General features: G+C 52.7%; 25 protein-coding genes. 8 read left to right on the top strand and 17 right to left on the bottom strand.

Features of this window, described 5'->3' with window-relative positions:
• The 8 genes from mtnA to Q9292_RS00355 form a co-directional block, all read right to left on the bottom strand.
• On the bottom strand, window positions 1–1,083 hold the full coding sequence (gene mtnA / locus Q9292_RS00390; RefSeq protein WP_313983377.1) for an S-methyl-5-thioribose-1-phosphate isomerase: 1,083 nt from the start codon (window positions 1,081–1,083) through the stop codon (window positions 1–3).
• Between the two features lie 271 nt (window positions 1,084–1,354).
• On the bottom strand, window positions 1,355–2,155 hold the full coding sequence (locus tag Q9292_RS00385; protein WP_313983374.1) for a TatD family hydrolase: 801 nt from the start codon (window positions 2,153–2,155) through the stop codon (window positions 1,355–1,357).
• A gap of 5 nt (window positions 2,156–2,160) precedes the next feature.
• On the bottom strand, window positions 2,161–3,252 hold the full coding sequence (gene ribD / locus Q9292_RS00380) for a bifunctional diaminohydroxyphosphoribosylaminopyrimidine deaminase/5-amino-6-(5-phosphoribosylamino)uracil reductase RibD (RefSeq protein ID WP_313983372.1): 1,092 nt from the start codon (window positions 3,250–3,252) through the stop codon (window positions 2,161–2,163).
• Between the two features lie 114 nt (window positions 3,253–3,366).
• Window positions 3,367–3,744 carry a hypothetical protein gene (locus tag Q9292_RS00375; RefSeq protein ID WP_194747348.1) on the bottom strand — a complete coding sequence of 126 codons (378 nt, stop codon included), beginning with the start codon at window positions 3,742–3,744 and terminating at the stop codon, window positions 3,367–3,369.
• A 107-nt stretch (window positions 3,745–3,851) separates the two neighbouring features.
• Window positions 3,852–4,301: a transcriptional regulator NrdR gene (gene nrdR / locus Q9292_RS00370; protein ID WP_194747349.1), complete on the bottom strand. Its 450-nt coding sequence runs from the start codon at window positions 4,299–4,301 to the stop codon at window positions 3,852–3,854.
• A 21-nt stretch (window positions 4,302–4,322) separates the two neighbouring features.
• Entirely contained in the window at window positions 4,323–5,570 is a 1,248-nt protein-coding gene (glyA, locus tag Q9292_RS00365) for a serine hydroxymethyltransferase (protein WP_275357115.1), read from the bottom strand.
• Between the two features lie 417 nt (window positions 5,571–5,987).
• Entirely contained in the window at window positions 5,988–7,055 is a 1,068-nt protein-coding gene (locus tag Q9292_RS00360; protein ID WP_313983366.1) for a hypothetical protein, read from the bottom strand.
• A 134-nt stretch (window positions 7,056–7,189) separates the two neighbouring features.
• A complete protein-coding gene (locus tag Q9292_RS00355) occupies window positions 7,190–9,229 on the bottom strand; it encodes an AsmA family protein (protein ID WP_313983363.1) in 2,040 nt (679 codons plus the stop codon).
• Between the two features lie 140 nt (window positions 9,230–9,369).
• Here Q9292_RS00355 and iscX point away from each other — a divergent pair, with 140 nt between their 5' ends.
• Genes iscX through Q9292_RS00340 form a run of 3 tightly spaced genes read left to right on the top strand, consistent with a single transcriptional unit; the run spans window position 9,370 to window position 11,489 of the window.
• Entirely contained in the window at window positions 9,370–9,564 is a 195-nt protein-coding gene (gene iscX / locus Q9292_RS00350) for a Fe-S cluster assembly protein IscX (RefSeq protein ID WP_194747352.1), read from the top strand.
• Window positions 9,565–10,971: a phosphomannomutase/phosphoglucomutase gene (locus Q9292_RS00345; RefSeq protein WP_313983360.1), complete on the top strand. Its 1,407-nt coding sequence runs from the start codon at window positions 9,565–9,567 to the stop codon at window positions 10,969–10,971.
• An 11-nt stretch (window positions 10,972–10,982) separates the two neighbouring features.
• A complete protein-coding gene (locus Q9292_RS00340; RefSeq protein ID WP_194747354.1) occupies window positions 10,983–11,489 on the top strand; it encodes a TIGR02281 family clan AA aspartic protease in 507 nt (168 codons plus the stop codon).
• 20 nt (window positions 11,490–11,509) lie between these two features.
• On the opposite strand, the gene Q9292_RS00335 is transcribed toward Q9292_RS00340, so the two are convergent.
• From Q9292_RS00335 to Q9292_RS00320, 4 genes are all read right to left on the bottom strand, one after another.
• Complete coding sequence (locus Q9292_RS00335; RefSeq protein ID WP_194747355.1) at window positions 11,510–11,872, bottom strand: putative quinol monooxygenase; 363 nt, start codon at window positions 11,870–11,872, stop codon at window positions 11,510–11,512.
• 33 nt (window positions 11,873–11,905) lie between these two features.
• Window positions 11,906–13,459: a M48 family metalloprotease gene (locus Q9292_RS00330; RefSeq protein ID WP_313983355.1), complete on the bottom strand. Its 1,554-nt coding sequence runs from the start codon at window positions 13,457–13,459 to the stop codon at window positions 11,906–11,908.
• A 32-nt stretch (window positions 13,460–13,491) separates the two neighbouring features.
• A complete protein-coding gene (locus Q9292_RS00325) occupies window positions 13,492–15,123 on the bottom strand; it encodes an alpha-D-glucose phosphate-specific phosphoglucomutase (RefSeq protein ID WP_313983352.1) in 1,632 nt (543 codons plus the stop codon).
• Between the two features lie 92 nt (window positions 15,124–15,215).
• On the bottom strand, window positions 15,216–15,875 hold the full coding sequence (locus tag Q9292_RS00320; protein ID WP_313983349.1) for a YoaK family protein: 660 nt from the start codon (window positions 15,873–15,875) through the stop codon (window positions 15,216–15,218).
• Between the two features lie 195 nt (window positions 15,876–16,070).
• Here Q9292_RS00320 and pqqA (Q9292_RS00315) point away from each other — a divergent pair, with 195 nt between their 5' ends.
• Entirely contained in the window at window positions 16,071–16,142 is a 72-nt protein-coding gene (gene pqqA, locus Q9292_RS00315; protein WP_081624291.1) for a pyrroloquinoline quinone precursor peptide PqqA, read from the top strand.
• A 115-nt stretch (window positions 16,143–16,257) separates the two neighbouring features.
• Here pqqA (Q9292_RS00315) and Q9292_RS00310 read toward each other — a convergent pair whose 3' ends face one another.
• Together Q9292_RS00310 and Q9292_RS00305 are read right to left on the bottom strand one after the other, a co-directional pair.
• The gene (locus tag Q9292_RS00310) at window positions 16,258–16,719 is read right to left on the bottom strand and encodes an RDD family protein (protein ID WP_275357126.1); all 462 of its coding nucleotides are present in this window, start codon (window positions 16,717–16,719) and stop codon (window positions 16,258–16,260) included.
• A gap of 135 nt (window positions 16,720–16,854) precedes the next feature.
• A complete protein-coding gene (locus Q9292_RS00305) occupies window positions 16,855–17,670 on the bottom strand; it encodes a sulfite exporter TauE/SafE family protein (RefSeq protein ID WP_313983345.1) in 816 nt (271 codons plus the stop codon).
• Between the two features lie 114 nt (window positions 17,671–17,784).
• On the opposite strand from Q9292_RS00305, the gene Q9292_RS00300 reads away from it, so the two are divergent.
• The 3 genes from Q9292_RS00300 to Q9292_RS00290 all read left to right on the top strand — a co-directional run bounded on the left by Q9292_RS00300 (window position 17,785) and on the right by Q9292_RS00290 (window position 20,087).
• Window positions 17,785–18,408 carry a LexA family protein gene (locus Q9292_RS00300; protein WP_275357129.1) on the top strand — a complete coding sequence of 208 codons (624 nt, stop codon included), beginning with the start codon at window positions 17,785–17,787 and terminating at the stop codon, window positions 18,406–18,408.
• Window positions 18,409–18,585: 177 nt separating this feature from the next.
• Window positions 18,586–19,206 carry a LexA family protein gene (locus tag Q9292_RS00295; RefSeq protein WP_194747360.1) on the top strand — a complete coding sequence of 207 codons (621 nt, stop codon included), beginning with the start codon at window positions 18,586–18,588 and terminating at the stop codon, window positions 19,204–19,206.
• 2 nt (window positions 19,207–19,208) lie between these two features.
• Entirely contained in the window at window positions 19,209–20,087 is an 879-nt protein-coding gene (locus Q9292_RS00290) for an alpha/beta hydrolase (protein WP_313983340.1), read from the top strand.
• Window positions 20,088–20,350: 263 nt separating this feature from the next.
• Here the strand turns inward: Q9292_RS00290 and pqqA (Q9292_RS00285) are convergent, their stop codons facing one another.
• Window positions 20,351–20,422 (bottom strand): pyrroloquinoline quinone precursor peptide PqqA, encoded by a 72-nt coding sequence (gene pqqA / locus Q9292_RS00285; RefSeq protein ID WP_081624291.1) that lies wholly within the window; start codon window positions 20,420–20,422, stop codon window positions 20,351–20,353.
• A 133-nt stretch (window positions 20,423–20,555) separates the two neighbouring features.
• Here pqqA (Q9292_RS00285) and Q9292_RS00280 point away from each other — a divergent pair, with 133 nt between their 5' ends.
• A complete protein-coding gene (locus tag Q9292_RS00280) occupies window positions 20,556–21,872 on the top strand; it encodes a Y-family DNA polymerase (RefSeq protein ID WP_313983337.1) in 1,317 nt (438 codons plus the stop codon).
• A gap of 41 nt (window positions 21,873–21,913) precedes the next feature.
• On the opposite strand, the gene Q9292_RS00275 is transcribed toward Q9292_RS00280, so the two are convergent.
• Window positions 21,914–22,552 carry a response regulator transcription factor gene (locus Q9292_RS00275; protein WP_194747364.1) on the bottom strand — a complete coding sequence of 213 codons (639 nt, stop codon included), beginning with the start codon at window positions 22,550–22,552 and terminating at the stop codon, window positions 21,914–21,916.
• The gene (locus Q9292_RS00270) at window positions 22,549–23,928 is read right to left on the bottom strand and encodes an ATP-binding protein (RefSeq protein ID WP_313983332.1); all 1,380 of its coding nucleotides are present in this window, start codon (window positions 23,926–23,928) and stop codon (window positions 22,549–22,551) included. The genes Q9292_RS00275 and Q9292_RS00270 overlap by 4 nt, the downstream gene beginning before the upstream one ends.
• Between the last annotated feature and the right edge of the window lie 155 nt (window positions 23,929–24,083).

The following is a 24,083-nucleotide window of genomic DNA, read 5'->3' as shown; positions in this document are numbered from 1 at the left end:
TTAATTGCCCAGACTATGCGTTTTCAACGCATGCAACTTGTCTGGGGCAAACACCCCATGTTCGGTAATCACTCCCGTCACCAGCCTGGCTGGCGTCACATCAAACGCCGGATTCAATGCCGGGCTTTCATGCGGAATTACCCGGACCGTCTTTATGTCTCCTGTTGCCGTCTGCCCTTGCATATAAGCCACCTCATCCGCATCACGCATTTCAATCTCGATCTCTGCGCCGCGTGCGATCTGCCAGTCTATGGTCGGCGTCGGTACCGCAGCATAAAACGGGATTTGCTGATCAAATGCTGCCAGCGCTTTTAAATAAGTGCCTATCTTGTTGCAGACATCACCTTGACTGGTGACACGATCTGCACCGACGATGACCAGATCTACCTGACCATGCTGCATCAGATGGCCGCCAGCATTATCGACAATCACCGTATGCGGAACCCCGTGTTGCGCCAGCTCCCAGGCGGTCAGGCTGGCACCCTGGTTGCGTGGCCGCGTTTCATCTACCCAGACATGTACTTTCAGACCTGCATCATGCGCGGCATAAATCGGCGCCAAGGCCGTCCCGCCATCCACCGTGGCCAACCAGCCGGCATTGCAATGGGTCAAAATATTCACAGCCTGATTGGCATCCACCGTGGCCTTTTCAGCGATCAAGGCTTTACCGTGCTGGCCAATCGCCAGATTCTGCGCTACATCCTCATCTGCAATCGCTTGTGCCGCCAGCCAAGCAGCAGCTGCGCGTTGCGCCACAGCCAGCGGCATCAACGTCTGTTGCATGCGCTGTGCCGCCCAGGCCAGATTGACGGCAGTCGGTCGTGTGGCGATCAGCTGCTTTACCACCGCCTGCAAGTGTTCATCGCTGGCATCCTGCTGAATGCCTAACGCCACACCATAGGCTGCCGCAGCTCCAATGAGGGGTGCACCACGGACCTGCATGTGGCGGATGGCATGACATATTTGCGCCAAAGACGTTAATTCCACCGTTACAAAATCAAACGGCAATCGCGTCTGGTCAATAATATAAACAGCGTTGGCTTGTTGCCAAATGCTACGGAAATGTTGGGATTGAATGCGCATATGAGAGGCCTGGCCAAGCACCGATTAGTAATTGTAAAGTTTGTAAAACCACTTGCTTTTCTTGTAGGACAAACACCGTATTTTGCTATCCACAAAATCTGTGGATAACTTTGTGGATTGCTGTGTCTTAATTCCGTAACTTACCAATTTATAAGGACTTTTTCCAAAAGTTCATTTTTTAATCTATTTTTTTATTCAATAAAATCAAACACTTACAAAGCACCACTATAATATAGTCACTTTCGACACATTCTTAAAGTGTCACTTTAAGTCATGTGCATAAATGGGCTATTTTTGGCAAAACTTCTACAGAATTTTTACCAGTCATTTCAATGAGTTGCGAAGCTTCCAAGCCACGCATCAGGGCCATCTCTTCTGCGATCTTTTTTAATTGATCCGGCGCATTTCTTCCTTGATGCCCCAGCCAAACCGGCGGAATATCCGGCGCATCGGTCTCCAGAACCAGTGTTTCCACAGGCAATTCTGCAGCAAGCTGACGCAGTTTCAATGCGCGCGGCCAGGTCATGGCACCACCAAACCCTAATTTGAATCCCAAACTGGCAAACATCTCCGCTTGTTGCTTGCTGCCGTTAAAGGCATGGGCAATGCCCCCCGTTAATGCATGCTTGCGCAAATATTTGAGGATGGTGTCTATCGCACCTCGCACATGCAAAATCACAGGCAAATGAAACTGCCTGGCAATGCGCAACTGTCCTTCATATAGCTCTAGCTGTCTGGCCTCATGTTCGCGCGTCAGGTAAAAGTCGAGACCGATCTCTCCAATCGCCAGCAATTGATGCGCCTGAGGGCCCTCCAGCACCCTGGCGACGGTTTGCTCGAGCTGCGCCAGCGCATCCTCAGGTGCCTCAGACACATACATGGGATGCCAGCCAAGAGCGAATCCAGCTTGTGGATGCCGTGCACACCAGGCCATAATCGGCTCAAATGTCGCCTGCGTCACGGCCGGGATGACCACCGCACGAACGCCCTGCGCCAAAGCCGCCTGCCAGACCAGTTCACGGTCGGTATCAAACTCACGGGCATCCAGATGACAGTGGGTGTCGATCAGCATAAGAATCAGGCCTTAAGCCTGGCCTGAAGACGGATATCCTGCCCGACCTGTCGCAGATCCATAATGTCCAGCGTGTGTATGTCTGCCATCTGCGTCCATGCTGGCAGGGCAAACATGCCGCGTGCCGCGTCTCCCATTAGCTTGGGTGCGTAATACAGCAATAACTCATCCACAAACCCGCTTTGCAAAAAGGCCCCATTCAGCGTTGCCCCCGCCTCCACCAGCACCTCATTACAAGGCCAGGCCGTTAGTGCCTGCATGACCGCAGCAATATCCACCTGCCCCTGCGCATTCGGTGCATGCAGGGTACGTACTCCCATCACTTGCAATATCTCCAGCTTGGCGGCCTCCCCTTGCGCATATGCCACCAGCGCATGGCCATCCTGCAACACCTTGGCGTCTATCGGAATGCGTAACTGACTATCGAGAATGACGCGTAAGGGTTGGCGTGGCGTCTTCACCTCACGCACGGTGAGCGAGGCATTATCCTGCAGAATGGTAGAGATACCCGTGATCACCGCACAGCTTTGCGCACGCCAGTGATGGACATCTTGCCTTGCCTCCGGCGACGTGATCCATTGACTGACGCCATTCGCCAACGCTGTGCGGCCATCCAGACTGGCAGCGACCTTGAGGCGGACATAAGGGCGTTGTTGCGTCATGCGCAGAATAAACCCGGGATTCAGCGCCTTGGCCTGCGCTTCGCAAACCCCAACCGTGACAGCGATACCCTGTGCCTGCAAACGTGCAATGCCGTTGCCCGCAACCAAAGGATTCGGATCCTGCATGGCAACCACGACCCGGCTCACACCGGCACTCACCAGTGCATCGGCACAGGGAGGTGTCCGGCCAAAATGACTGCAAGGTTCCAGAGTCACATATGCAGTAGCCCCCCGCGCCTGCTCGCCAGCGGCGCGCAAGGCGTGTACTTCAGCATGGGGCTCCCCCGCCTTGAGGTGAGCGCCTTCTCCAACCACTTGACCTTGTTTGACGATGACACAACCGACACGCGGATTAGGCGTGGTCGAATACAGTCCATGCACCGCCAGGCGCAAGGCATGGGTCATCCATTGAATATCTTGAGTACTGTGTAACATAGACTAGCATCATACAAAAAAAGCCCGCCTTGCGGTGGTTTTGTATGGCGGACACCTTTGAACGGCCAGTGAATAATAAGACCACGGCCTGAATAAAGCGCGTATTAAAGAAAGCTAATGAGAGGAGATTTGACTATGGGTGAGACGTCCGTCCTGGTCAAAGTATATGCGTAAGGCATGATAGACATGCATGCACTTACCCAGATCATACTCAAGTGCATTGGCGTCCTCAAGGCTAGGCCGCCCAAGCAAGGCCATGACGGCCTCTTTTTTGGCGCCTCGAATCAGGATGTGATTTTTGAGATCGTATGCCATGTCACCGCGTCTGCACTCCTTTTGCACGGTGTTGGACAACTGCATCCAGCGGGTCTGGTCAAATTTGTCTCGACCAAACACAGCCTCATCTTTAAATGCCCACCAGGTAAAAAACACGATGGTGAGAATCACGGTGAATACCGCTAATACCACTGCAGACAGCTTGATCAGTTTCATACGCCCCCGCCTTCACATGCAACATTGATAGACCGTGCACAGGGTGAAGCAAGGCACACGGAACACATACACCAGCGCACAGAGGGTGCATCCGGCAATGGTTGTTGTCAGTTATCCAGATCGCGGATGGCGTTATGAAAGTCATCCACATCTGAAAAGCTTCGATACACCGAAGCAAAGCGGATATACGCCACCTGATCCATTTGTTTTAACTCTTGCATGACGGTTTCACCCAGCAACCGCGCAGGCACTTCGCGCGCGCCCAAACCGAGCACTTTTTGAACAATGCGGTCCAGTGCTTTATCGACATATTCAGTAGGCACTGGACGTTTGTGCAGGGCGCGTGTAAATGAGAGGCGCAATTTTTCGCGCTTGAACTCTTCGCGCGTCCCGTTTTGCTTCACCACCTGTGGCAAATGCAATTCTGCGGTTTCATAGGTGGTAAAGCGCTTGTCACACACCTGACAGCGACGGCGCCTGCGGATGGAGTTCCCTTCCTCATTGAGGCGGGAATCCACCACTTGCGTATCATCAGCACCGCAAAACGGACATTTCATGGCTGTGGATAGCCGGAAAAATTATTTACCGTACACCGGGAATTGATCGGTCAAGGCATGCACCTTAACCTTGGTGGCCGCAATCACTTCAGCGCTTTCCGGATTATCCAGCACATCGGCAATCAGATTAGCCACTTGCTCGGCTTCGGCTTCTTTAAAGCCACGCGTTGTGATCGCAGGCGAACCGATACGAATACCGGAAGTCACAAACGGGCTCTCGGGGTCGTTAGGAATCGCATTCTTGTTGACCGTAATGTGCGCTTGGCCCAGATAAGCATCTGCCGCCTTACCGGTCAAGCCTTTAGGACGCAGGTCTACCAGGAACACATGAGACTCGGTACGGCCGGAGATAATACGCAAACCACGCGCAGCCAACGTGCTGGCCATGATGCTGGCGTTCTTCAATACCTGTTCCTGATACGCTTTGAAGTCTGGCTGTGCCGCTTCGAGGAAAGCCGTCGCCTTACCGGCAATGACGTGCATCAACGGACCGCCTTGCAAGCTTGGGAACACGTTGGAGTTTAGTGATTTTTCAAACTCGGCCTTGGCCATGATGATACCGCCACGTGGACCACGTAAGGTCTTGTGCGTGGTTGAAGTCACAAAGTCAGCATGGGGCACCGGATTAGGATACACACCCGCTGCAATCAAACCAGAATAGTGCGCCATATCGACCATGAAATAAGCACCGACTTTTTTGGCGATTTCGGCCATACGCGCCCAGTCAAAACGCAAGGCATACGCAGAAGCACCCCCAATCAACAACTTTGGTTTGCACTCCACCGCAATACGCTCCATCTCATCGTAGTCTATCTCTTCTTTATCGTTTAAACCGTAAGGCACGATATTAAACAACTTGCCGGACAGGTTAGCCGGAGAACCATGTGTGAGGTGCCCGCCGTGACCCAGATTCATGCCCATCACGGTATCGCCTGGTTTCAGGATGGAGAAATACACGGCCTGATTCGCCTGTGAGCCAGAATGTGGCTGCACGTTAGCATATTCTGCACCATACAAGGCTTTCAGTCGGTCAATCGCCAGCTGTTCAACCTGGTCAACAAACTCACAGCCACCGTAAAAGCGTTTGCCTGGATACCCTTCAGCATACTTGTTCGTCAATTGCGAGCCTTGGGCTTCCATCACCGCTGGACTGGTGTAGTTTTCTGAAGCAATCAACTCGATATGCTGATGCTGACGCTCCACTTCGGAAGAAATCATTTGGGCCAAGGCCGGGTCTGCAACGCTTAAGTTTCTTGAAAAGCTAAACATGACGATCAAGTTTCCGTATCACAAAATTAAAGCGCGATTTTAGCATGAGGCGACCGCAGCATCCATCTTTAGCGATGCGCTCATTGAGCGCCTATCACTTTAAGTCGTGGTGTAATCCAGACACAAAGTGCACCAATACAGTGCAAACATCACCAGCCTGATTGAAACAACATGCACTAAAAAACATAATTAAATACTTAAGCAATTGATTTAAATTATCTTTTTAAATCTGGCACAGCTTATGCTTAGTAAGATCCGTAAGCGTATATCTCCAAAATCGCTCCCTAAACCCAACTTCGGTTGGGTTCTTTTTTTTCGACTTTAAAAGATTCGACAAAACTAAAAAATTCGGCCCTGAAGTCTGAATCTCAGGGCCTATGTTTAGACAACCACGTCAGTGAAATCTAATACTGCCATTCACCGATCAGCTGATTTACGTCTGATCAAAGAAATCAATAAAAATCCGAAAACAAGCATGCTATAAGTGCTAGCTTCAGGGACTGTAGTCACCGCGCCAAAAGTGAAATGATGAATATTATTGGTGGCAGGATCAAACGCCCACACTTGCTTGCCATCATCGCTAAACGTATAAGTAGTCGTCGTAAAGCCCAGGCTTCCAAGCAGCTGCTTCGTGTGTGCATCATAATAATTGCCTGCACCAAATGCTATGTCACCTGTTGCGCCATAAATCAACTCAGGGAAAACATTTTGATTATCGGTAACATCCAAGGCATCTACTTGTAATGCGCCGTAATAAATAGTCGAGTGATCCGTCGCGAGGACCAGTGTACCCCCGTAACCATAAGCAGACCCATAGGTTCCAGAGCCTTCCTGCTGTGTTAAGCCGGAATTATTATTTGTCAGTTTGAAGGCCTGCAATTCCTGTGAGGATGAGCCCGCATTACCATGGACCAGCCGGTTACCGACAGAGTCATAGACAAAATTGCCTCCGTACGCGGAAGGGTAAGTATTAGAAACCACCTGTGTAGCGGATGCATCACTTCCCCAATCATTCAATGAAAAACTTACCCACTGATCATTGGACTTCAAAGCAAATCGATCGGATGAAATCGCTTCTATATTGCCTGCAATCGCCGAAGTCTTTACCTGCCATGTACCAGTACTTAAATCCAGCCGGTGAACATAACTTTGATTCAAAGGCGACCCATAGCCGATATTCTCACCACCGTAATCGGAGACAAATGCATATCGGCCATCAGGAGATAAAGACAGATCTGTAAATCGATAATTTGAAAAATGCTTGGGGGACTGTATCCCTGATGTCAAATTAATGACGCCAGCAGCACTTGCCGTATTTTTATAAACAATTGAGTTGTATGCATCAGAGTATTCCATTTGAACGACATTACTGTTCACATGAAAGCTGCTTACCTCAATCAACGCTGCCGATGCTGTCGAACTGACAGAAAAACAAAATAAAAGACTGCCGATGAGACAGAATTTGTTAGCCTTCTTTTTATTCATTACAAGCTCTCACTTCTCTGTTATTTATTAAGTTAACTAAATTGCGAATTTGTTTTAAGAAATTAAAACAAGAGCAAAGTATACGATTTATTTTTTAAGAGATGTGTGAACTTTTTTAATTCAAAAGCATATTTTTAATGTTGACGCATTTTTAATTGTTGCAAGGTCTGCTGGCAGCCTATATCCGTGGTTGCACTTTGATCGCCCGGATCAAGAAATGGCAGGATGGCGGCAAACGGATTGATCAATGCCAGTAATATGCCGCCAGCGACCCGTGCGGCAATCGGCCCCGGGCTGATCGAAACCTGGGGGTCTACAAAAGGCCCTGTCACCAGAATAGGCGAGCGCACGGTTAACGGCGAAAAGTTTTTAGGACTGGCCTGGAGTTTAAGGTTGAGCTGCTCCTGACCCAAATCGACGGCACCATTGACCGTAACGGTCGTCACAGGCGTATCAATCACGGCTGCCTCTGGTGTCAAAACACCCTCTTTGGCCCGCCAGCCCATCGCGGCGCAATGCATGGGCAAGGGCTGATCGCCCTTGATCATGACACCAACCGCTTGGGCAATATCTAATCCAGCCGCCTCAATCAACAAGTGAGACATTTCCCCCTGACGCACCATCAGGGCGAGCTGACCATCCAGCGAGCGCAATAATTCGGCGGTTGAGCGGCCATGCCCCTGTAGCTTGGCACGCCCATTCAATTTACCGCTCACATAAGCTGGCGCCGGCTGTTGGCTGGTTTCCTTGGCTGCGTCACTGGTCGATTTTTTATCCGCCTTTGGCGAGACTTTTAGCCACTGTTCCAAACGGATATCATGCACCGCCAGCGCAATCTCCCAATCCGGGGCGGCGGGTGGCGACAAGTCGGCGTTTTGTGCATCATGTGCATCAATCGATAGCTCGCCTGAGAGCGAGCCTTGAGCCGTACTGGCCTCCAGCTCTGCCAGACTTAACTTGTGTTTTTGCAAGCGCAAGCGCAATTTAAGCGGTGCAATACGCTGCCTGAAGGCCGATCCTAAATCGACCGCATCAATATGCACATCGATATCTGCATTCATGCGGCCATAGGTGGTAAAATCCAGCGAGGTATTTGGAAACAATTTGCCTGGATGCGGGTTGCTTGTCGATGAAGTCGCTGCAGCGCCAAAGGCGGGCGCCAAATCCGCCAACATCAATAAAGACCCTTGCAGTTTGCCAGTCAACATCGGCGTTTCTGGGGCAAGATCATATACAAACTGTCCCGCCAGCTGACTGTTGCCAATGTGTGCAGACGCGACATTCACAGCCCACTGCGTCGCGTTTTTTTCAACCGCCGCCTTGATTTTGAAATGCGGCGTCCTAGGGAATGTCAGGCTCAGCAAGTCCCCGACATCGGCCAGCGATGAACCTTTTACCTCTACCTGCCCCTTGACACGCTGGACACCCAACACATCATATACGGCACCGCGGAACGTGGCATGCACGGCACCATACGTTAACCATCCTTGCGAGTTAACCGGCGGTGAGTCCTGCCCCTGAGTGGCAATTGGTAAAAAGCCTTGCGTCACCAATGCGGCTTGCAAGGGCAAACGACGGAACTGACCATCCACTTTGATTTGCGATTCCGGCGTTTTAAGATGGGCGCCCTCTTCGGTATAAAACTTGACGTTCAGTTGCGCATCCGTAACGGCATCGGCAACCTTGGCTTGCCCCTCATTAACGGCCAGTTGCTCAATGATGGGAAACGGACGGGGCGGGCTGCCGTCATCCAGCTCAAAATCCCAACTGGCCTCTTGGTTGGCATGGCGGATCATGTAAGCATTTAAACGGTCCGCGCGAATCGACGCAATGCGATAAGGATCGCGTGCTTTGAGTGACCACAGGTCGCGGTAGCGCAACGCCAGCGACAAGCCATGCGCTTCAACAAAATAAGGCGCGTCAAAGCCTGCGGGCGCGGCAATTCTCAATCCGCCTACTTGCAACCGGATGCCACCCAGCAATTGCAAATGGAAAGGACGGTCTATGATCACGGCCCGTTGTAACTGATTTTGCAATGCGGTTTGCAGGGGTTGGCGCAAAAAAGGCCAGCCCAGCATTTCGCAGACCATGACCACAAAAACAAGCACAAGTAGCATGCCCCCCAGCCAGCGTGCAAACAGGGGAGCGCGGGGTGTTTTATCAATATCACTCATAACCCGTTATCATGCCGCGTGCAGCTCAGGCTGACCAGTGCCCCACGTCTGACAGCGCTGTAGGTGGATTCTGGCAAATCCGGCAGCTACTGTCAGTTATAATGAGCCAATATCACTCACATCGACAGGAGCCCACCACCATGAAATGGACTGACAGCCAGCGTATCGCTGAAGAGCTGTATGATCAATTCCCCGAGATTGACCCCAAAACCATCCGCTTTACCGACCTCATGCAATGGGTGATGGATTTGGAAGACTTTGATGATGAGCCCTCCCGCTGCGGCGAAAAAATCCTGGAGGCGATTCAACTGGCCTGGATAGAAGAAGCCGAATAAATGATTCCATTGCTGCCAGCGTCGATTTTCAAAGCCTACGACATCCGTGGCATTGTCGGCGACACATTGACAGAAGAGATTGTGCAGCAGATTGGCCTGGCGCTGGGCTCTTTGGCACAGGCACGCGGCGAGCAGAGTGTCTGCGTGGGCTATGATGGCCGCTTATCCAGCCCGGCACTGGCCACTGCCTTGAGTGCAGGGCTGATGCAAACGGGCGTCAATGTGCTGAATCTGGGCATGATCACTACGCCCATGCTGTATTTTGCAACGCATTACCTTGCCCAAACGCACAGTGGCGTCATGATCACCGGCAGCCATAACCCACCGCAATACAATGGCCTCAAAATGGTGATTGCGGGCGAGACGCTCAGTAGCGAAGCCATCCAGGCCCTCAAGCACAGCATCATGCAGCAGCAGTTTTACCAGCCCGACCAAGCTGGCAATCAAACCAGCTACGATATTTATCCAGCCTATCAGGCAGCCATTGTGTCGGATATCCAGCTCGCACGCCCCATGCGAGTGGTCATCGACTGCGGCAACGGTGTCGCCGGAGCCTACGCGCCCGCCATCTTCCAGGCATTAGGCTGCGAGGTCGAGCCACTGTTTTGTGAGGTCGATGGTCACTTCCCCAACCACCACCCAGACCCGGTGGAAGCCAAAAACTTGCAGGACGTCATCGACGCCTTGCAAGGCGGCACCGCCGAAATCGGGATCGCGTTTGATGGCGATGGCGACCGTCTGGGCGTGGTCACCCGATCCGGGCAAATCATCCGTAGCGACCGCCAGCTCATGTTGTTTGTAGAGGATATACTCAGCCAGCAACCAGGCAGCCAAGTGGTGTTTGATGTCAAATCCAGCCGCCATCTCGCGCCCTGGATACGCCAACATGGGGGTAAACCGGTGATCTGGAAAACCGGCCACTCGCTGATGAAAGCCAAAATCAAGGAAACGGGTGCCGCCATCGGTGGTGAGCTCTCGGGTCATTTGTTTTTTAATGACTGTGTCGCGGGTACCCCGCGCTGGTTTGGCTTTGATGATGGCCTGTATAGCGCGGCACGCCTGCTCGAACTGGTGAGCCGCAGCCCCGATGCCAACGCCGTGCTAGAAGCCCTGCCAGACAGCCTCAACACGCCAGAACTGCAAATCGCCATGCAAGAAGGCGAGCCACATGCCTTTATTGCGCAACTGCAACAAGCCGCGCAATTTCCGGGCGCAGTAGAAGTGATCACCATCGATGGCTTGCGCGTTGAGTATGCCGATGGCTTTGGTTTGATTCGCGCCTCAAACACCACACCCGTGTTGACCTTGCGCTTTGAGGCCGATGACAATGCGGCCTTAACCCGCATTCAACAGACATTCAAACAACTGCTACTCAGCGCTCACCCAGACTTGAAAATCCCTTTTTGAGCCTCCATTGAATGAGCATGCGACATGCCACTCAAAAAAACCATCTCCGCGGGCGCAGCCTGCTTTACACCCTGCTCTGGCTGGGGCTAGCTGCACTGATCTGGTTTCTGGTAGACCGCGTACAACACCCCAACACCCTGGAACAACTCGGCCAGCAAAAAGTGGTGACGCTCAAGCGCGGCACCGACGGCCATTACAGTGCCGAAGCCCTCATTAATGGCGAACGGGTACGCGTTCTGGTGGATACCGGAGCCACCGGCGTCGCCATCTCACAAAATGTGGCAGACCGTTTGGGTCTGGTCAGCCATGACGCGATTAGCACCCACACCGCTAACGGCACGGCGGTCGCTTATTTGGTCAGGCTTAAAACCGTGCAACTGGGTGGCGTCGTCGCCCATGATGTCGCCGCGACGATTTCGCCTGGACTGGAAGGCGATGCCCTGCTCGGCATGAGCTTTTTAGGCAGAATGGATGTGCGCTTATACCAAGGCACCATGACCATTCAGAACGCAGAATAAGGCTGCTATTAAATTTCAAGCTATTTTCTGTAGCCGAATTCGAGCACAAACCACTGCGGATGCATCCCTGCCAACGGCTCCCTCAGCTTGGCCAATTCGGCTTCTGTCCCATGCACTTCAATCCGCACCAACTTAGACACTTCCCCCATCTCGTGCAAAATCGGCCGCAGGTTTTCGATGTGCGCCAACAGCGCTTCTGCATTGGTGAACCCTTCGCGGCAATGGGCCAAGTCACCGTGAAAGCTAAAGCCGTAATACAGGCAACCAGGCTCACGGGATGACCAGCTCACATATTTTTCGCAAATCGCCCGAAAGGCAGAAGCCTGGCCAGGCTGGATTTCAAAGTAGGGAGAGACGGAGACACAGGAATCGGTAGTGGCCATAGGATGAAACCAAATGATTGAATAATCGCGTGATTAATTGGCGAGTTCGGCGCCTTCAACCACGACCCGGAAAAACTGCAAATCGGCCTGGTCGATGATGCGGACACCGGTGGCCACTGAACCGCGCCGACCGGGGGCAATGCCGCCCGTAATCAACATCGAACGCGTCTGGTTGACCATGCGGCCACGGCTGTCGTATTGCAGCATGCGTACTTGCACGCGCCCCACCGGCACATTGCTGTTATTTTGCACGGCAGCGTAAACCATGCCGGTATCATCAGCCAGCGGACCAGCAGGCAAATAGCGGCCAGGGTTGCGTGGCAAATCGAGTCGCATGGCTCTTGCCGCAGCCTCTTTGCCGATTTCGGAATCTGAACTTGCCGCCAGTTGATAATGCTGCAACGCCAGGGCGGTTTCGCCACGCCCTTCAGCAATCTGCCCAAGCAAGGCATAGCCTGGCGCCGTTGGTAACAAGGCGTTGGCTTTTTTCAAAAAGGATTCCGCCTGCTCTTTTTTACCGGCATTAAACAGGGCAATGCCACTTTGCACATAGGGCTTGAAGTAGTCCGGTTGCATCTGGATGGCTTTGTCGTAAAACGCCAGCGCTTCGGTAGTATTTTTCTTGGTGAGGGCAATATCCCCCAGCAGCTCCTCGAAACGCGCTTCGCGCGGCTCAATGCTGATGGCTTTTTTCGCCAAAGTTTTTGCTTTTTCGGTATCGCCTTTTTGCAAGGCCTCTTTGCCTTCATCGTAGGCTTTATAAGCTTCGCGCGTCGCCATCAGTTTGGCGACTTTTTGTGCATAAATCTCTTTCCCCATCTCACCGCCAGTGCCCAGCTCAGCCAAGGTTTTTTCGTTGAGATCGACACGCTCTTGCGAAGGCGGGTGGCTGGCAAACAAGCCGGACAGAAAATCCTGCCGTTTGCCCTGACTGAGCCGGACAAAGGTCTCTTGCAGCGTCACCGCCGCAGCAGGGTCATAACCGGCAAGCTTCATATACTTCATGCCATAGTGATCTGCCTCGGACTCAGCCTCACGGCCATATTTGCTCGTGATCAGTTGCCCGCCCAATTGCGCGCCACCGACCACCAGATTGGCATAATTGGAGTCACGCGTGGCCAGGCCCACCGCCAGCATGGCCCCTTGCATAAAGATGCCACGCTCCATGCCTTTGGCACCATGCCTGGCCGCCGCGTGCACAATTTCATGGCCCAACACAGCCGCCAGTTCAGCTTCGCTGTGCAATTCGTATAACAGGCCCCGGTTAAACGCAATTTTGCCACCCGGCATGGCCCAGGCATTGGGCACTGAGTCATTGAGCACCACAAACTCATAGGGCAAATCCGGGCGGTCAGACACCGCGGCTAACCGCTGGCCGACTTGCTGCACATAGCGTGTCAGCTCAGGGTCCAGCGTGTAGTCGCCGCCTTGCGATTGACGCGCCGGGCTATAATTTTGCTGGCCAATCTGGATTTCCTTGTCTTGCGAGACAAACTGAAACTCCCGCTCTTTGGTTACCGGATTCACCCCGCAAGCCAGCAGGCCTGCAGACAATACCAGAGGACAAAGAATGCTTTTTTTGATCATGATCACGCCACGGTTCCCTGTGCAGCCTTTGCTTAAGTAATCACCGTAGGTTGCTGTCTACCAGTCAGCTTTGGCAACTGCGAAATCTGATGCGAGACCGTAATCAGTTCTGCCAATGCTTCCTGAGCATCGAGCTGTTGCTGAGCCGGGTCTTGCGTAAAGGCCTCCAGATAAACGCGAATGGTGGCGCCTTCAGTGCCGGTGCCGGATAAACGGATCACCACCCGTGAGCCGCAGGCAAACAAAATGCGCAAGCCCTGGCCAGTGCTGACAGAGCCATCGACGGGGTCGGTATAACTGAAGTCATCCACGGTGTTCACGGTGTAGCTGCCAAACACTTGACCAGGCAAGCTGGCAAACTGGGCCTTGATATGTGCCATCACAGCATTGGCCTGCTCGGTGGGCACGCCTTCGTAGTCATGGCGAGAATACACATTGCGGCCATAGGTTTGCCAATGTTTGCGCACCAGTGACTCAACGCTCTCACCCGTGGCGGCCAGCAGATTCAACCAGCACAACACCGCCCACAAGCCATCCTTTTCGCGGACATGGTCACTGCCGGTACCAAAGCTTTCTTCACCACACAAGGTCACGCGGCCAGCATCCATCAGGTTGCCAAAAAACTTCCAGCCGGTGGGCGTTTCGTAACAAGCGATGCCTAATTTGGCGGCCACGCGGTCTACGGCACCACTGGTTGGCATCGAACGGGCGACGCCAGACAAGCCTTTGGCATAAGCAGGGATCAACTTGGCATTGGCGGCAATCAGGGCCAGACTGTCAGACGGCGTGACAAAAAAGTGATTGCCCAGAATCATGTTGCGATCACCATCGCCATCAGACGCCGCTGCAAAATCCGGGGCCTGTGCGCCATACGCCACTTTGACCAGGTCTTCGGCATAGGTCAGGTTAGGGTCCGGATGGCCGCCCCCAAAGTTTTCGGAGACTTCGCAATTCATGAGGCTGTCTGCAGACGCGCCCAGGCGGTTACCTAAAATCTCCTTGGCATATGGCCCGGTCACGGCATGCATGGCATCAAACGTCAGCCGATGCCCCGCGGCCAGCCAGCGCTTGATGGCAGCAAAATCAAACATGCTTTCCATCAGGTCGGCATAGTCACTGACCGCATCTATCACTTCAACCACGAAGCCATCCAGGGTGGTGACACCAATGCTGGAGAGATCCACCTCTGGCAAGTCGGCCAGTTTGTATTGGCTGATTTGTTTGCTGTTGGCAAAAATGGCATCGGTGATTTTTTCCGGTGCCGGACCGCCGTTGCTGGTGTTGTATTTGATGCCAAAATCGTCATCCGGTCCGCCTGGATTATGACTGGCAGAAAGAATAATGCCACCAAAAGTTTGGTATTTGCGGATCAGGTGAGAAGCCGCCGGTGTAGACAGAATACCGTGTTGGCCGACCAGCACTTTACCAAAGCCGTTGGCAGCCGCCATTTTGATAATGACCTGAATGGCTTCTTTATTAAAGTAGCGGCCATCCCCGCCCAGCGTCAAGGTCGCATTGGCAGGAATCTCCAGCGTATCAAAAATACTTTGCACAAAGTTTTGCAGGTAGTGTGGCTGTTGAAACACGCGCACCTTTTTGCGCAAGCCAGAGGTCCCGGGTTTTTGATCAGAAAAAGCTTGTGTAGCGACAGTTTGAATCGACATGATATGGGCTTCGTGAAATGTAAAAAAATCTAAGCTTGATTGTATTACAAATTGATGGCAGTTTTGTGTGCGGCGGGATTTCTACGCATGATTCAGGCTGCACGATGACGCAGACTAAAATACAGCAGCGACAACGCGGCCACATGGCCCACCGGCAACCACAAGGCATTAAAATGCCAGCGCATAAAGCTGCAGGCGCCCAATACCCCGCCACAAACAAACCCGCCTATCAGCAACAAATACAGTGTGAGCCGGCGCTTATCCACGGCCTGGCCGCGCAAGCGCAAGCCCAGTGCAATGCCGATATCGGTAAACAGGCCCGAGACATGCGTGGTGCGCACCACGGCGCCACTATAGGTGCTGGTCATGGCATTTTGCAAGCCGCAAGCCGCCGAGGCCAGCCACTGTCCGCTGTGCCAGCCCGTATTCAATAGCAGGATAGCAGCGGCCAACAAGCCGGCCTCCAGCCATAACGCCCAATGATACTGGTGCCCGAGCTTGAGTGCCTCATGCCCGATGATGACACCACTGAGCATGGCGCCCAGCAAAAAAAACAGCATCACGCAGAGCAGGTGCAAGGCCTGCAACCCGTCGCCCTGCATGATTTCAATGGAGAAAAAAGTCGAAATGCCGGTGAGATGCGACACCGCCTGATGTCTGAAGCCCAACACCCCCACCGCGTTAATAAAGCCGGCATTCAATGCCATTAAAAACCCGCCCCACTCTACCCAGCGTGGCAATCGCTGCATCATATAGACCTCGAATCCTGCATAGACCAGACAGCCTTATTCTACGCCGAGCGAGCGACCTGATTATAAAAACTACGTAAAATCATGAGCCGTTTTTACGGATTCGCTTCAGGCCTGGATTGAAACACCCGCGTATAGTGAGAGTCATACAAATACATCAATCATGATGCATTTAAACAAACACTTAAGGAGACGATTATGTGGACTAAACCAGCTGCAACTGAAATGCGTTTTGGCTTTGAAGTAACAATGTACGTCATGAACAAATAATCAGCGCTTGTCTTAATCACAAGTGAGCTGAACAAAAAACCGCCGGAGTCCGGCGGTTTTTTTATGACGGGTAAGTTCGCAGATATCCACGGTCTTTCACCCGAAAAACAATATGCTAGCGCTCAAAGGTGACCGGTTCCGGATGCCTGTTTTTCTGACGCACCACAACGGTTCCCGCAAGTTTGTCATGCCATCCTTGCTTTCGACGGTCGAAAGCCACCCACAGAATCCCCAGTCCCAGCGGAAGACCCGCAAGAAAATAGGACAGATAACGGCCGATGGATTGCCCTGTGGTTAAACTCTGTCCAGTTCTTGCATCGACTACTTTTGCTGAAATAGCCATTTTTCCCGGTGTCGCCTGCTTTGTGAGCCAGAAAATGATCACCGCCACGGCAGGAAACAACCACGACATGATGAAATCCATCGGGCCTTGCAGCATCTTTTGACTGGACCAATAGGACTCGCCATATAAGGCGGTCAGGATTGGCCAGATAATCACACCCAACAAGACCGTATCAATGAGCGAAGCCCCGACACGCGCCCAAAAACCAACATACTCCAGTTCATCGACCTGCATGTATTCTCCCTGATAATGATGATTGAATGTTGAGCGCTGGCTAGCCTGCTGACCAACATTATAGCGGCCAAAACGGTACGGATAACCACGGACGGCTGCAAACTGAATGGTGGATCTCGCGAGGCAAAAGATGTTTCAGGACAGTTGTGACCACACCAGATTCAGACTCACACCGATCAGAAAAACGGCGAAAATGCGCTTCAAGACCTTGACCGGAAGTCGTCTCGTTAGGGCGACACCCATTGGTGCAAAGAGCATGCTAAAAGGCGTCAACAGTATCACCGCGGGTAAATACAGCAGGCCAAACGTTTCTGGCGCATGTGCGGTTTGCCGCCAGGCATCTTGCAAATAACTGGCAGTGCTGGCCAGTGCAATCGGAAACCCCAATACCGCCGAGGTCCCAATCGCCTGCTTCACCGACACATTGCGCATGGCTAAATAAGGCACCGTCAAGGTTCCGCCGCCAATCGACACCAGCGCAGACACACCGCCTATCAGCAATGACACCAGGCCAATCTCAACCTTGCCTGGCACTTTATGCTGGGTCGGTTTGCGATCCAGAAATAATTGCACCGCCGCAAAAAAAGTAAAGGTGGCAAAAAACAGCGTCAAATACCTGGCATCCAGATGAATCACCACCAACGTCGCCAGCAACGACCCCACAAACGCCATTGGCACCATGGCCCACACATAGGGCCAGACAATATTCTGGTTTTTATGATGCGCCAAAATGCTGGAAAGCGAGGTAAACACGATGCAAGCCATCGAGGTCGCCAGCGCCATATGAAACGCCGTGTCGGCTGCAAAGCCTTTGGCGACCAAAATGGCATGCAGCATGGGTACCAGCACAATGCCGCCACCAATCCCGAGCAAGCCAGACAAGACACCGACAATCACGCCCATCAGGCAAAACACAGCATATTGTTCAAAAAAAACGGTTAACCAGTCCATAGCAGTTTTTTGAATGATCAGGCCGCACAGTATACCTTCTGAGATTATTTTTTCTTTTGCATCCCTCCTGTTTTGTTTAACTGTCCACGCACTAATTTTTGTTACAATAATCAAATGAACGAGATGGTTGATCAAAAAACAGGAGGCAAGCGCCCCGGTGCCGGTCGCAAACCGGGCTCTGGCTTATATCAGGAAGCGACAACGGGCATGCGGATGCCTGCCAGCCAACAGGCCGCCATTCGCCAACTGCTGGCCAGCTATGGCCGCAAACAGCGGCAACCATCACCGGACAGCCTGGATAGCCCGCAATCTTTTGCGCAACCGGCGCGCGATACGTCAGGCATTGCCTTACCTTTATTTCAGTCCAAAGTGGCGGCAGGCTTTCCTTCGCCTGCGGATGATCATATCGAACAACGGCTGGACCCCAACGAATACCTGATCGATCAGGCAGACACTACATTTTTTGTCACCATACAAGGCGAATCCATGATTGAGGTGGGCCTCATGCCTGGCGATAAAGCCGTGGTGGATAAAAACAAACAGGCGGTGATGGGCGATATTGTGCTGGCGATGATTGATGGCGAATTCACCATCAAAACCCTGTCCAGGCAAAAAAATGGCAAACCACAACTGTTACCTGCCAATGCCTCAGGCAAGTACCGCCCGATTCTGATCGAAGACGACATGCAGTTTGAAATCTGGGGCGTCGTCATTGGCTCATTCAGGCGCTTCAGATAAGTACCTGCAGATCCGTCAAAAAACCCATTCCTGATTAGTCACACATCCGGGCACACTGTGCCCACCGACAACTGTTTGCTGTGACCCCCTAGCCAGGGTGCACTCGTTTTTTCATCACACTTAAAAAAATCTTGATTATTGTTACAACAACACTTGATTGCTGTTACAATAATTTCCATGAACGATGAAGACAATACACACGGCGGCAAAAGAGCGGGCGCCGGGCGCAAGTCAGGCACAGGCACCTACCGGGAAGAAACCTCGGTCATGCGCGTGCCTAACAGCCAAAAGCCGGTCATCAGCGACTTTCTGGAGGCCTACGCGAAAAAACAGCGGTTGGCGCAGCTGAAAGACCATCTTGATCGCATTGAAGAATTTACACAGTTATCGGCTGAGCTTGACCAGGTCAGTTTGCCGCTGTTTGAGTCCAAAGTGCCCGCCGGATTACCGTCCCCTGCTGACGACCATGTCGATGCACGCATGGACCCGAATGCCTATCTGATCAACAAGGCCGACAAAACCTTCTTTGTCACGATACAAGGCGAATCCATGATTGAGGTGGGCCTCATGCCTGGCGATAAAGCCGTGATTGAAAAAGACAAGGTGCCCGCTGTGGGCGATATTGTGCTAGCAATGATTGATGGCGAATTTACGGTCAAAACCCTGGCCAAACAAAAAGATGGTATGCCCAAGTTATTACCCGCTAATTCATCAGGAAGATACGCCCCTATCCTGATCTCGCAACACATGCAGTTTGAAATCTGGGGCGTGGTGACTGGTTCTTTTAGAAAGTTTTAATCATGGCACGTCAAAATACCCCTGCTTCTCACTGGACAGATGGCGTTTGCAGAGCAAACGGTATCAATATTCACTACCTGCGCACTGGCGGCAACAAACCGACCATCATTGCCTTGCACGGCCTGGCCGGCAACAGCGTATGCTGGTCACCCATTGCCCGTGCGCTGGAGCAACACTATGACATCATCATGCCGGATGCGCGCGGCCACGGCCAATCCAGCGCGCCCCTGCATGGCTACACCTATCAAGACCACGCCAATGATGTGATTGAGCTGATCCGCACGCTGGGCATCAAATCGCCTTACCTGCTCGGCCACTCCATGGGGGGCATGACTGCGGCCATGGTCGCCAGCAGACTCGGCCTGGCGATCAATGGCGTGATTTTGGCAGACCCGACCTTTCTGAGTGCAGAGTGGCCGCATGAGGTCTATCACCGCCAGCTGGTTGAGCAACATCAACAGATGCTGACTTCCAGCAAGGAAGCGTTATTTAAAGCAGACAAGGCGAAACACCGTTTTCGCGCCTCGGCCATTATCGAGCACCTGATAGAAGCCAAACTGCAAACCAGCCTGCAAGCGTTTGATGTGCTGATTCCACCGAATCCAGAGTTTGATGAGCTGATCCGCAATATTTATGTGCCCACCTTAATGCTGCTTGGCAGCGAGGGCGTGGTCTCGGCGGAAACGGCACGCGCCTTGCACCGCATCAATCCTGATCTGCAATACAAGGTCATTCAGGATGCAGGGCACGGGCTGCCATACGATGAACCCGCCCGTTTGGCGGCAGCGATTCATGCCTTCCTCAAACCAAAAACCGCCGCCAAACCGCGCCTGCAGGCGACACCGGGCATGTTCTCCATGCGCGCAGCCTACGCCTATTAATCAAGCGCGACGTGCAAAGCCGCGGTCAGGCTTGCTAACAAGGGGAGTCTCGGCTAGGTGTCTGGTCTGCATGCGCATGCCAGCGCATCCAGCTGAATGTCGTATCAGGCAGACGTCTTCTATGCTGACGGCCGCCATGCTGATGGGTGAGACATTGAGGCAACATCAAAAACAGCGCGTTGCAAACCGGCAAGAGAGCAATGCGTCGCGCACAAAAAACCCGGTACTAGGCGACCGGGTCTCTTGTCCGTCACTCAGAACAATTATTTGTTCATGACGTACATGGTTACTTCAAAACCGAAACGCATTTCAGTTGCAGCTGGTTTAGTCCACATGATTGATCTCCTTGTTGTTGTCCCGGGCCGACCCCATGTCTTGCCCGTGTGAAAGTATTATCGACCCGGTGAGCGAAAATCCTGCTATTGCCGATCATGAACAAGGATTAGGGAATTTCATGAAACACACCTCATGCCAATGACCGCGACAGACTGCCCAAGCATGCATGCACGCACCATTGCACTGATTGATGTGAATAACTTTTACGTGAGCTGTGAGCGCGTGTTTAAACCGACATTGCGTCAACGGCCCGTGGTGGTATTGAGCAATAATGATGGCTGCGTGGTCTCGCGCAGCGCCGAAGCCAAAGCGCTGGGCATCGCCATGGGTGCGCCCTGGTTCCAGATTCGCAAGCAGGCAGAACGCGCTGGCGTCATTGCCTTCTCCTCTAACTATGCCTTGTATGCAGACATGAGCAACCGCGTCATGTCCATCTTGCGTCAGTTCAGTCCGGCACAGGAGATTTACTCCATTGACGAATGCTTTCTGGAGCTGACCGGGTTTACGCAGCGCGATTTGACCGAGTATGCACAAACCTTGCGACAAACCATCTTGCGCGGTACCGGTTTACCGGTGTGTGTCGGCATAGGCGCCAGCAAAACGCTGGCTAAACTCGCCAATCACTGCGCCAAGCATACCCCTGCCATGCAAGGCGTGTGCAATTTCAACGCCCTGACGCCAACCGCGGTAGATGCCCGTCTCGCCGAAATACAGGTGGATGAAGTCTGGGGAATCGGCCGCCGCCTGGCCGCCACGCTGCATGCACGTCCACTAGCGATTCACACCGCCTATGACCTCAAATACAGTGATGCCGAAACCATGCGCAGGCGCTTTAGCGTGGTGATGGAAAAAACCATCCGTGAACTGAATGGCACCGTGTGCCTGGAACTCGAAGAAATGCGCGGGCCGCAGCAACAAATTTTGAGCACACGCAGCTTTGGCCAGCCGGTCAGAGAAATCGAAGGCCTGTCTGAAGCGCTGACGTTGTACACAACCCGCGCTGCCGAAAAGTTACGCAGAAAGCAATTGTTTGCTGGCAGTGTCTATGTGTATATCCGTACCAGTCCCTTCCGCGAAGACCGTGCCTTTTACAGCAATGCCCTGACCGTGCCGTTGCCGGTGGCCACACACGATACGCGGCAACTGGTGAAAGCGGCCTTGTGGGCACTGAGGCGGATTTACCAGCCGGGACATGAGTATGCCAAAGCAGGGGTGTCACTGGGCGAACTGGTGCCAGCGAAGGCGATACAGCAAGACTTGTTTCACCAAAGCACGCAAGCAGACAAATCTTCGCGGCTGATGTTGGCGATGGATGCCATTAACCGCAAAATGGGCAGAGCCACGCTGCGACTCGCAAGTGAAGGCAGGCAACAGCCCTGGCAAATGAAGCAAACGCGCAAGAGCCCGAGTTATACGACCAATTGGAAAGACCTGCTGTGTGTGGATTGAGAGTAAAGGCTTAACAAATAAAAGCTGAGCTTATCAGCTTGTTAGCTCGCATCAATCAGCCCATGTTTCATGGCCAGCCTGACCATTTCTACCGGGCTGTTCACAGAGAGCTTCTGCTTGATCAGGGTGTAGTAATTGGCCACGGTTTTTTGGCTGATTTTCAGCATGTCTGCCACCTCATCCGCCCGTTTGCCCTCGGCCAGCAGCCGAAACACCTCAAACTCTCGTGACGTCAGCTGTTGGAGCGGATTACTGTCGCCCACCAGGGTTTGTAACGCGACTTTCTGCGCCACATCCTGACTTAAAAACGTGCGCCCTTTGGACACATCCAGCACGGCTTGTACCAGGTCTTCAGCCACGCCAGTTTTAGTCACATAGCCTTTGACGCCGGTTTTGAGCGCCTGCGCGGCAAACGAAACGGCCTCATGCATAGAGAAAATGACGATCCTGGCTTGCGGGTAGCGCTGCAAAATACGCTTGGCGGCTTCTAGCCCGCCCATGCCTGGCATGGAGATATCCATGAGCATCACATCAGGCATGACCTCACCATACACCTGATAAGCCTGTTCGCCCGTATCCGCCTCAGCGATAATTTCTATCGACTTGTGGCTTTCAAGCAGGCGCCTTAACCCTGATCGCACCACTGTGTGATCATCTACCAACACCACCTTGACTGTCATACCGCTGCTTCCTGAAATGCTTCTGTCATCTGAAAATGGATTTCTATGCGCGTCCCCTGACCAGGCGCCGTATGAATATGCATGCGCCCCATCAAGCCCTCTACCCGCTCTTGCATCCCGGCCAAGCCGTACCCGCGCGTTTGCAACTGCGGATCAAAGCCCCGTCCGTCATCCTCCACCATCAGGTAAAGGCCGTTGTCCGTCTCCTTCACCTCAATCGTCACCCGTGTCGCGGCGGCGTGCTTGCTGATATTGGTCAAACACTCCTGCAAAATGCGGTACACCGTCACCGACAGCGCTTCATCCGGCTGCGACAAATGGTTAGATATCTGATTCACCACCATAATGCCGCGATTGCGGTCGCGCCAGTGATGAATCAACTCCGCCAGCGCCAGGCTCAACCCCAATTCATCCAACACACGCGGACGCAAGCGCGACAAAATATCCTGTATCGTCACCATCATTTGCCGCGTAATCTGCGCAATCGCCTGCGCACTCTCCCGCGCCGAGCTGAGCTTTTTAGCCGCCACCAGCGCACTCGCATCCACATGCACCGCAGTCAAATACTGACCAATCTCATCATGCAAATCGCGCGCAAGTTTTTTTCGCTCTTCTTCCTGCAAATGAATAATCTGCTGGGTCAAGCGGTGGTTATTGCGGATGCTTTGTTCAAGCGTGCTCGCCATACTGTTGAACTTGTCGCTAATCTCGCTCAACTCCACCTGCTCAAAACCCGGCAAGCGGCTCTGGTATTCACCGCGCTCAATCTGATTCAAGCCATGAATAATCTGCTTAACCGGCTTAAACGTCGCCCGCACCGTCCAATACACAAACAGCAGCACACTCAAGCCAAACAAACTCACAATCGCGAGCAAGCCAGACGTATCATCCCAAATCTCGCGCAACTCAAAACTAGGGTCCGGCGTAATCACCAACTCGCCAATAAAGCGTCCATTCAAAATGATATTTTTGCGCTTGGGCTCATTCAGCACACTCGAAATATCCAGCAACTTCACAAACCATTTTGGGGGATCTTCCCCGCTATGCGCCATGCGCGTACTTCGGTTAGATTCGCGCAACCGGCCATTGTTATCGTAAAAATCCACCTTCAAATGGCGGATATTCTTCAACTCATCCAGCCGGAAAATCTGCACCCCTTCTTGCTGGTTATGCTGCAACCAGCCAAAGTCCGTCATGTAATGGGCAATCTCTGCATCCAGCAAATGCATCACCAGATTACTCGTCGACTGCACCTCCGCCAGCACATCCTCGCGCGCGTTTTTAACCACCGACACCGCCCACGTCAGCAGCAACCCAAGCAACAACAGGGTAATAATCAGATTGAGTTTGAATTGAAGGCTGAGAGATTTCATCATGCTAGGGGGATTTTAAAGAGTATTCACCAAAAACATTCGGGAATTTTTCCCTATTCATTCATACAGCAAGAAATTATCAAGGCGTGCGGCCACATGGTCGATTGTAGCGCCTAACAAAAAACTTGCCAGCTCACAACAAAGACCTATTGGACGGA

Origin of the sequence: Methylophilus sp. VKM B-3414 (genome assembly GCF_032248435.1) — a bacterium.
GTDB classification, from domain to species: Bacteria; Pseudomonadota; Gammaproteobacteria; order Burkholderiales; family Methylophilaceae; genus Methylophilus; species Methylophilus glucosoxydans.
This window is presented reverse-complemented; position numbering and strand designations above follow the sequence as displayed.

Bases quoted from the DNA above. Each gene is read 5' to 3' on its own strand.
- mtnA (WP_313983377.1), bottom strand. From the start codon at position 1,083: ATGCGCATTCAATCCCAACATTTCCGTAGCATTTGGCAACAAGCCAAC.
- Q9292_RS00385 (WP_313983374.1), bottom strand. From the start codon at position 2,155: ATGCTGATCGACACCCACTGTCATCTGGATGCCCGTGAGTTTGATACC.
- ribD (WP_313983372.1), bottom strand. From the start codon at position 3,252: ATGTTACACAGTACTCAAGATATTCAATGGATGACCCATGCCTTGCGC.
- Q9292_RS00375 (WP_194747348.1), bottom strand. From the start codon at position 3,744: ATGAAACTGATCAAGCTGTCTGCAGTGGTATTAGCGGTATTCACCGTG.
- nrdR (WP_194747349.1), bottom strand. From the start codon at position 4,301: ATGAAATGTCCGTTTTGCGGTGCTGATGATACGCAAGTGGTGGATTCC.
- glyA (WP_275357115.1), bottom strand. From the start codon at position 5,570: ATGTTTAGCTTTTCAAGAAACTTAAGCGTTGCAGACCCGGCCTTGGCC.
- Q9292_RS00360 (WP_313983366.1), bottom strand. From the start codon at position 7,055: ATGAATAAAAAGAAGGCTAACAAATTCTGTCTCATCGGCAGTCTTTTA.
- Q9292_RS00355 (WP_313983363.1), bottom strand. From the start codon at position 9,229: ATGAGTGATATTGATAAAACACCCCGCGCTCCCCTGTTTGCACGCTGG.
- iscX (WP_194747352.1), top strand. From the start codon at position 9,370: ATGAAATGGACTGACAGCCAGCGTATCGCTGAAGAGCTGTATGATCAA.
- Q9292_RS00345 (WP_313983360.1), top strand. From the start codon at position 9,565: ATGATTCCATTGCTGCCAGCGTCGATTTTCAAAGCCTACGACATCCGT.
- Q9292_RS00340 (WP_194747354.1), top strand. From the start codon at position 10,983: ATGAGCATGCGACATGCCACTCAAAAAAACCATCTCCGCGGGCGCAGC.
- Q9292_RS00335 (WP_194747355.1), bottom strand. From the start codon at position 11,872: ATGGCCACTACCGATTCCTGTGTCTCCGTCTCTCCCTACTTTGAAATC.
- Q9292_RS00330 (WP_313983355.1), bottom strand. From the start codon at position 13,459: ATGATCAAAAAAAGCATTCTTTGTCCTCTGGTATTGTCTGCAGGCCTG.
- Q9292_RS00325 (WP_313983352.1), bottom strand. From the start codon at position 15,123: ATGTCGATTCAAACTGTCGCTACACAAGCTTTTTCTGATCAAAAACCC.
- Q9292_RS00320 (WP_313983349.1), bottom strand. From the start codon at position 15,875: ATGATGCAGCGATTGCCACGCTGGGTAGAGTGGGGCGGGTTTTTAATG.
- Q9292_RS00310 (WP_275357126.1), bottom strand. From the start codon at position 16,719: ATGCAGGTCGATGAACTGGAGTATGTTGGTTTTTGGGCGCGTGTCGGG.
- Q9292_RS00305 (WP_313983345.1), bottom strand. From the start codon at position 17,670: ATGGACTGGTTAACCGTTTTTTTTGAACAATATGCTGTGTTTTGCCTG.
- Q9292_RS00300 (WP_275357129.1), top strand. From the start codon at position 17,785: ATGAACGAGATGGTTGATCAAAAAACAGGAGGCAAGCGCCCCGGTGCC.
- Q9292_RS00295 (WP_194747360.1), top strand. From the start codon at position 18,586: ATGAACGATGAAGACAATACACACGGCGGCAAAAGAGCGGGCGCCGGG.
- Q9292_RS00290 (WP_313983340.1), top strand. From the start codon at position 19,209: ATGGCACGTCAAAATACCCCTGCTTCTCACTGGACAGATGGCGTTTGC.
- Q9292_RS00280 (WP_313983337.1), top strand. From the start codon at position 20,556: ATGCCAATGACCGCGACAGACTGCCCAAGCATGCATGCACGCACCATT.
- Q9292_RS00275 (WP_194747364.1), bottom strand. From the start codon at position 22,552: ATGACAGTCAAGGTGGTGTTGGTAGATGATCACACAGTGGTGCGATCA.
- Q9292_RS00270 (WP_313983332.1), bottom strand. From the start codon at position 23,928: ATGATGAAATCTCTCAGCCTTCAATTCAAACTCAATCTGATTATTACC.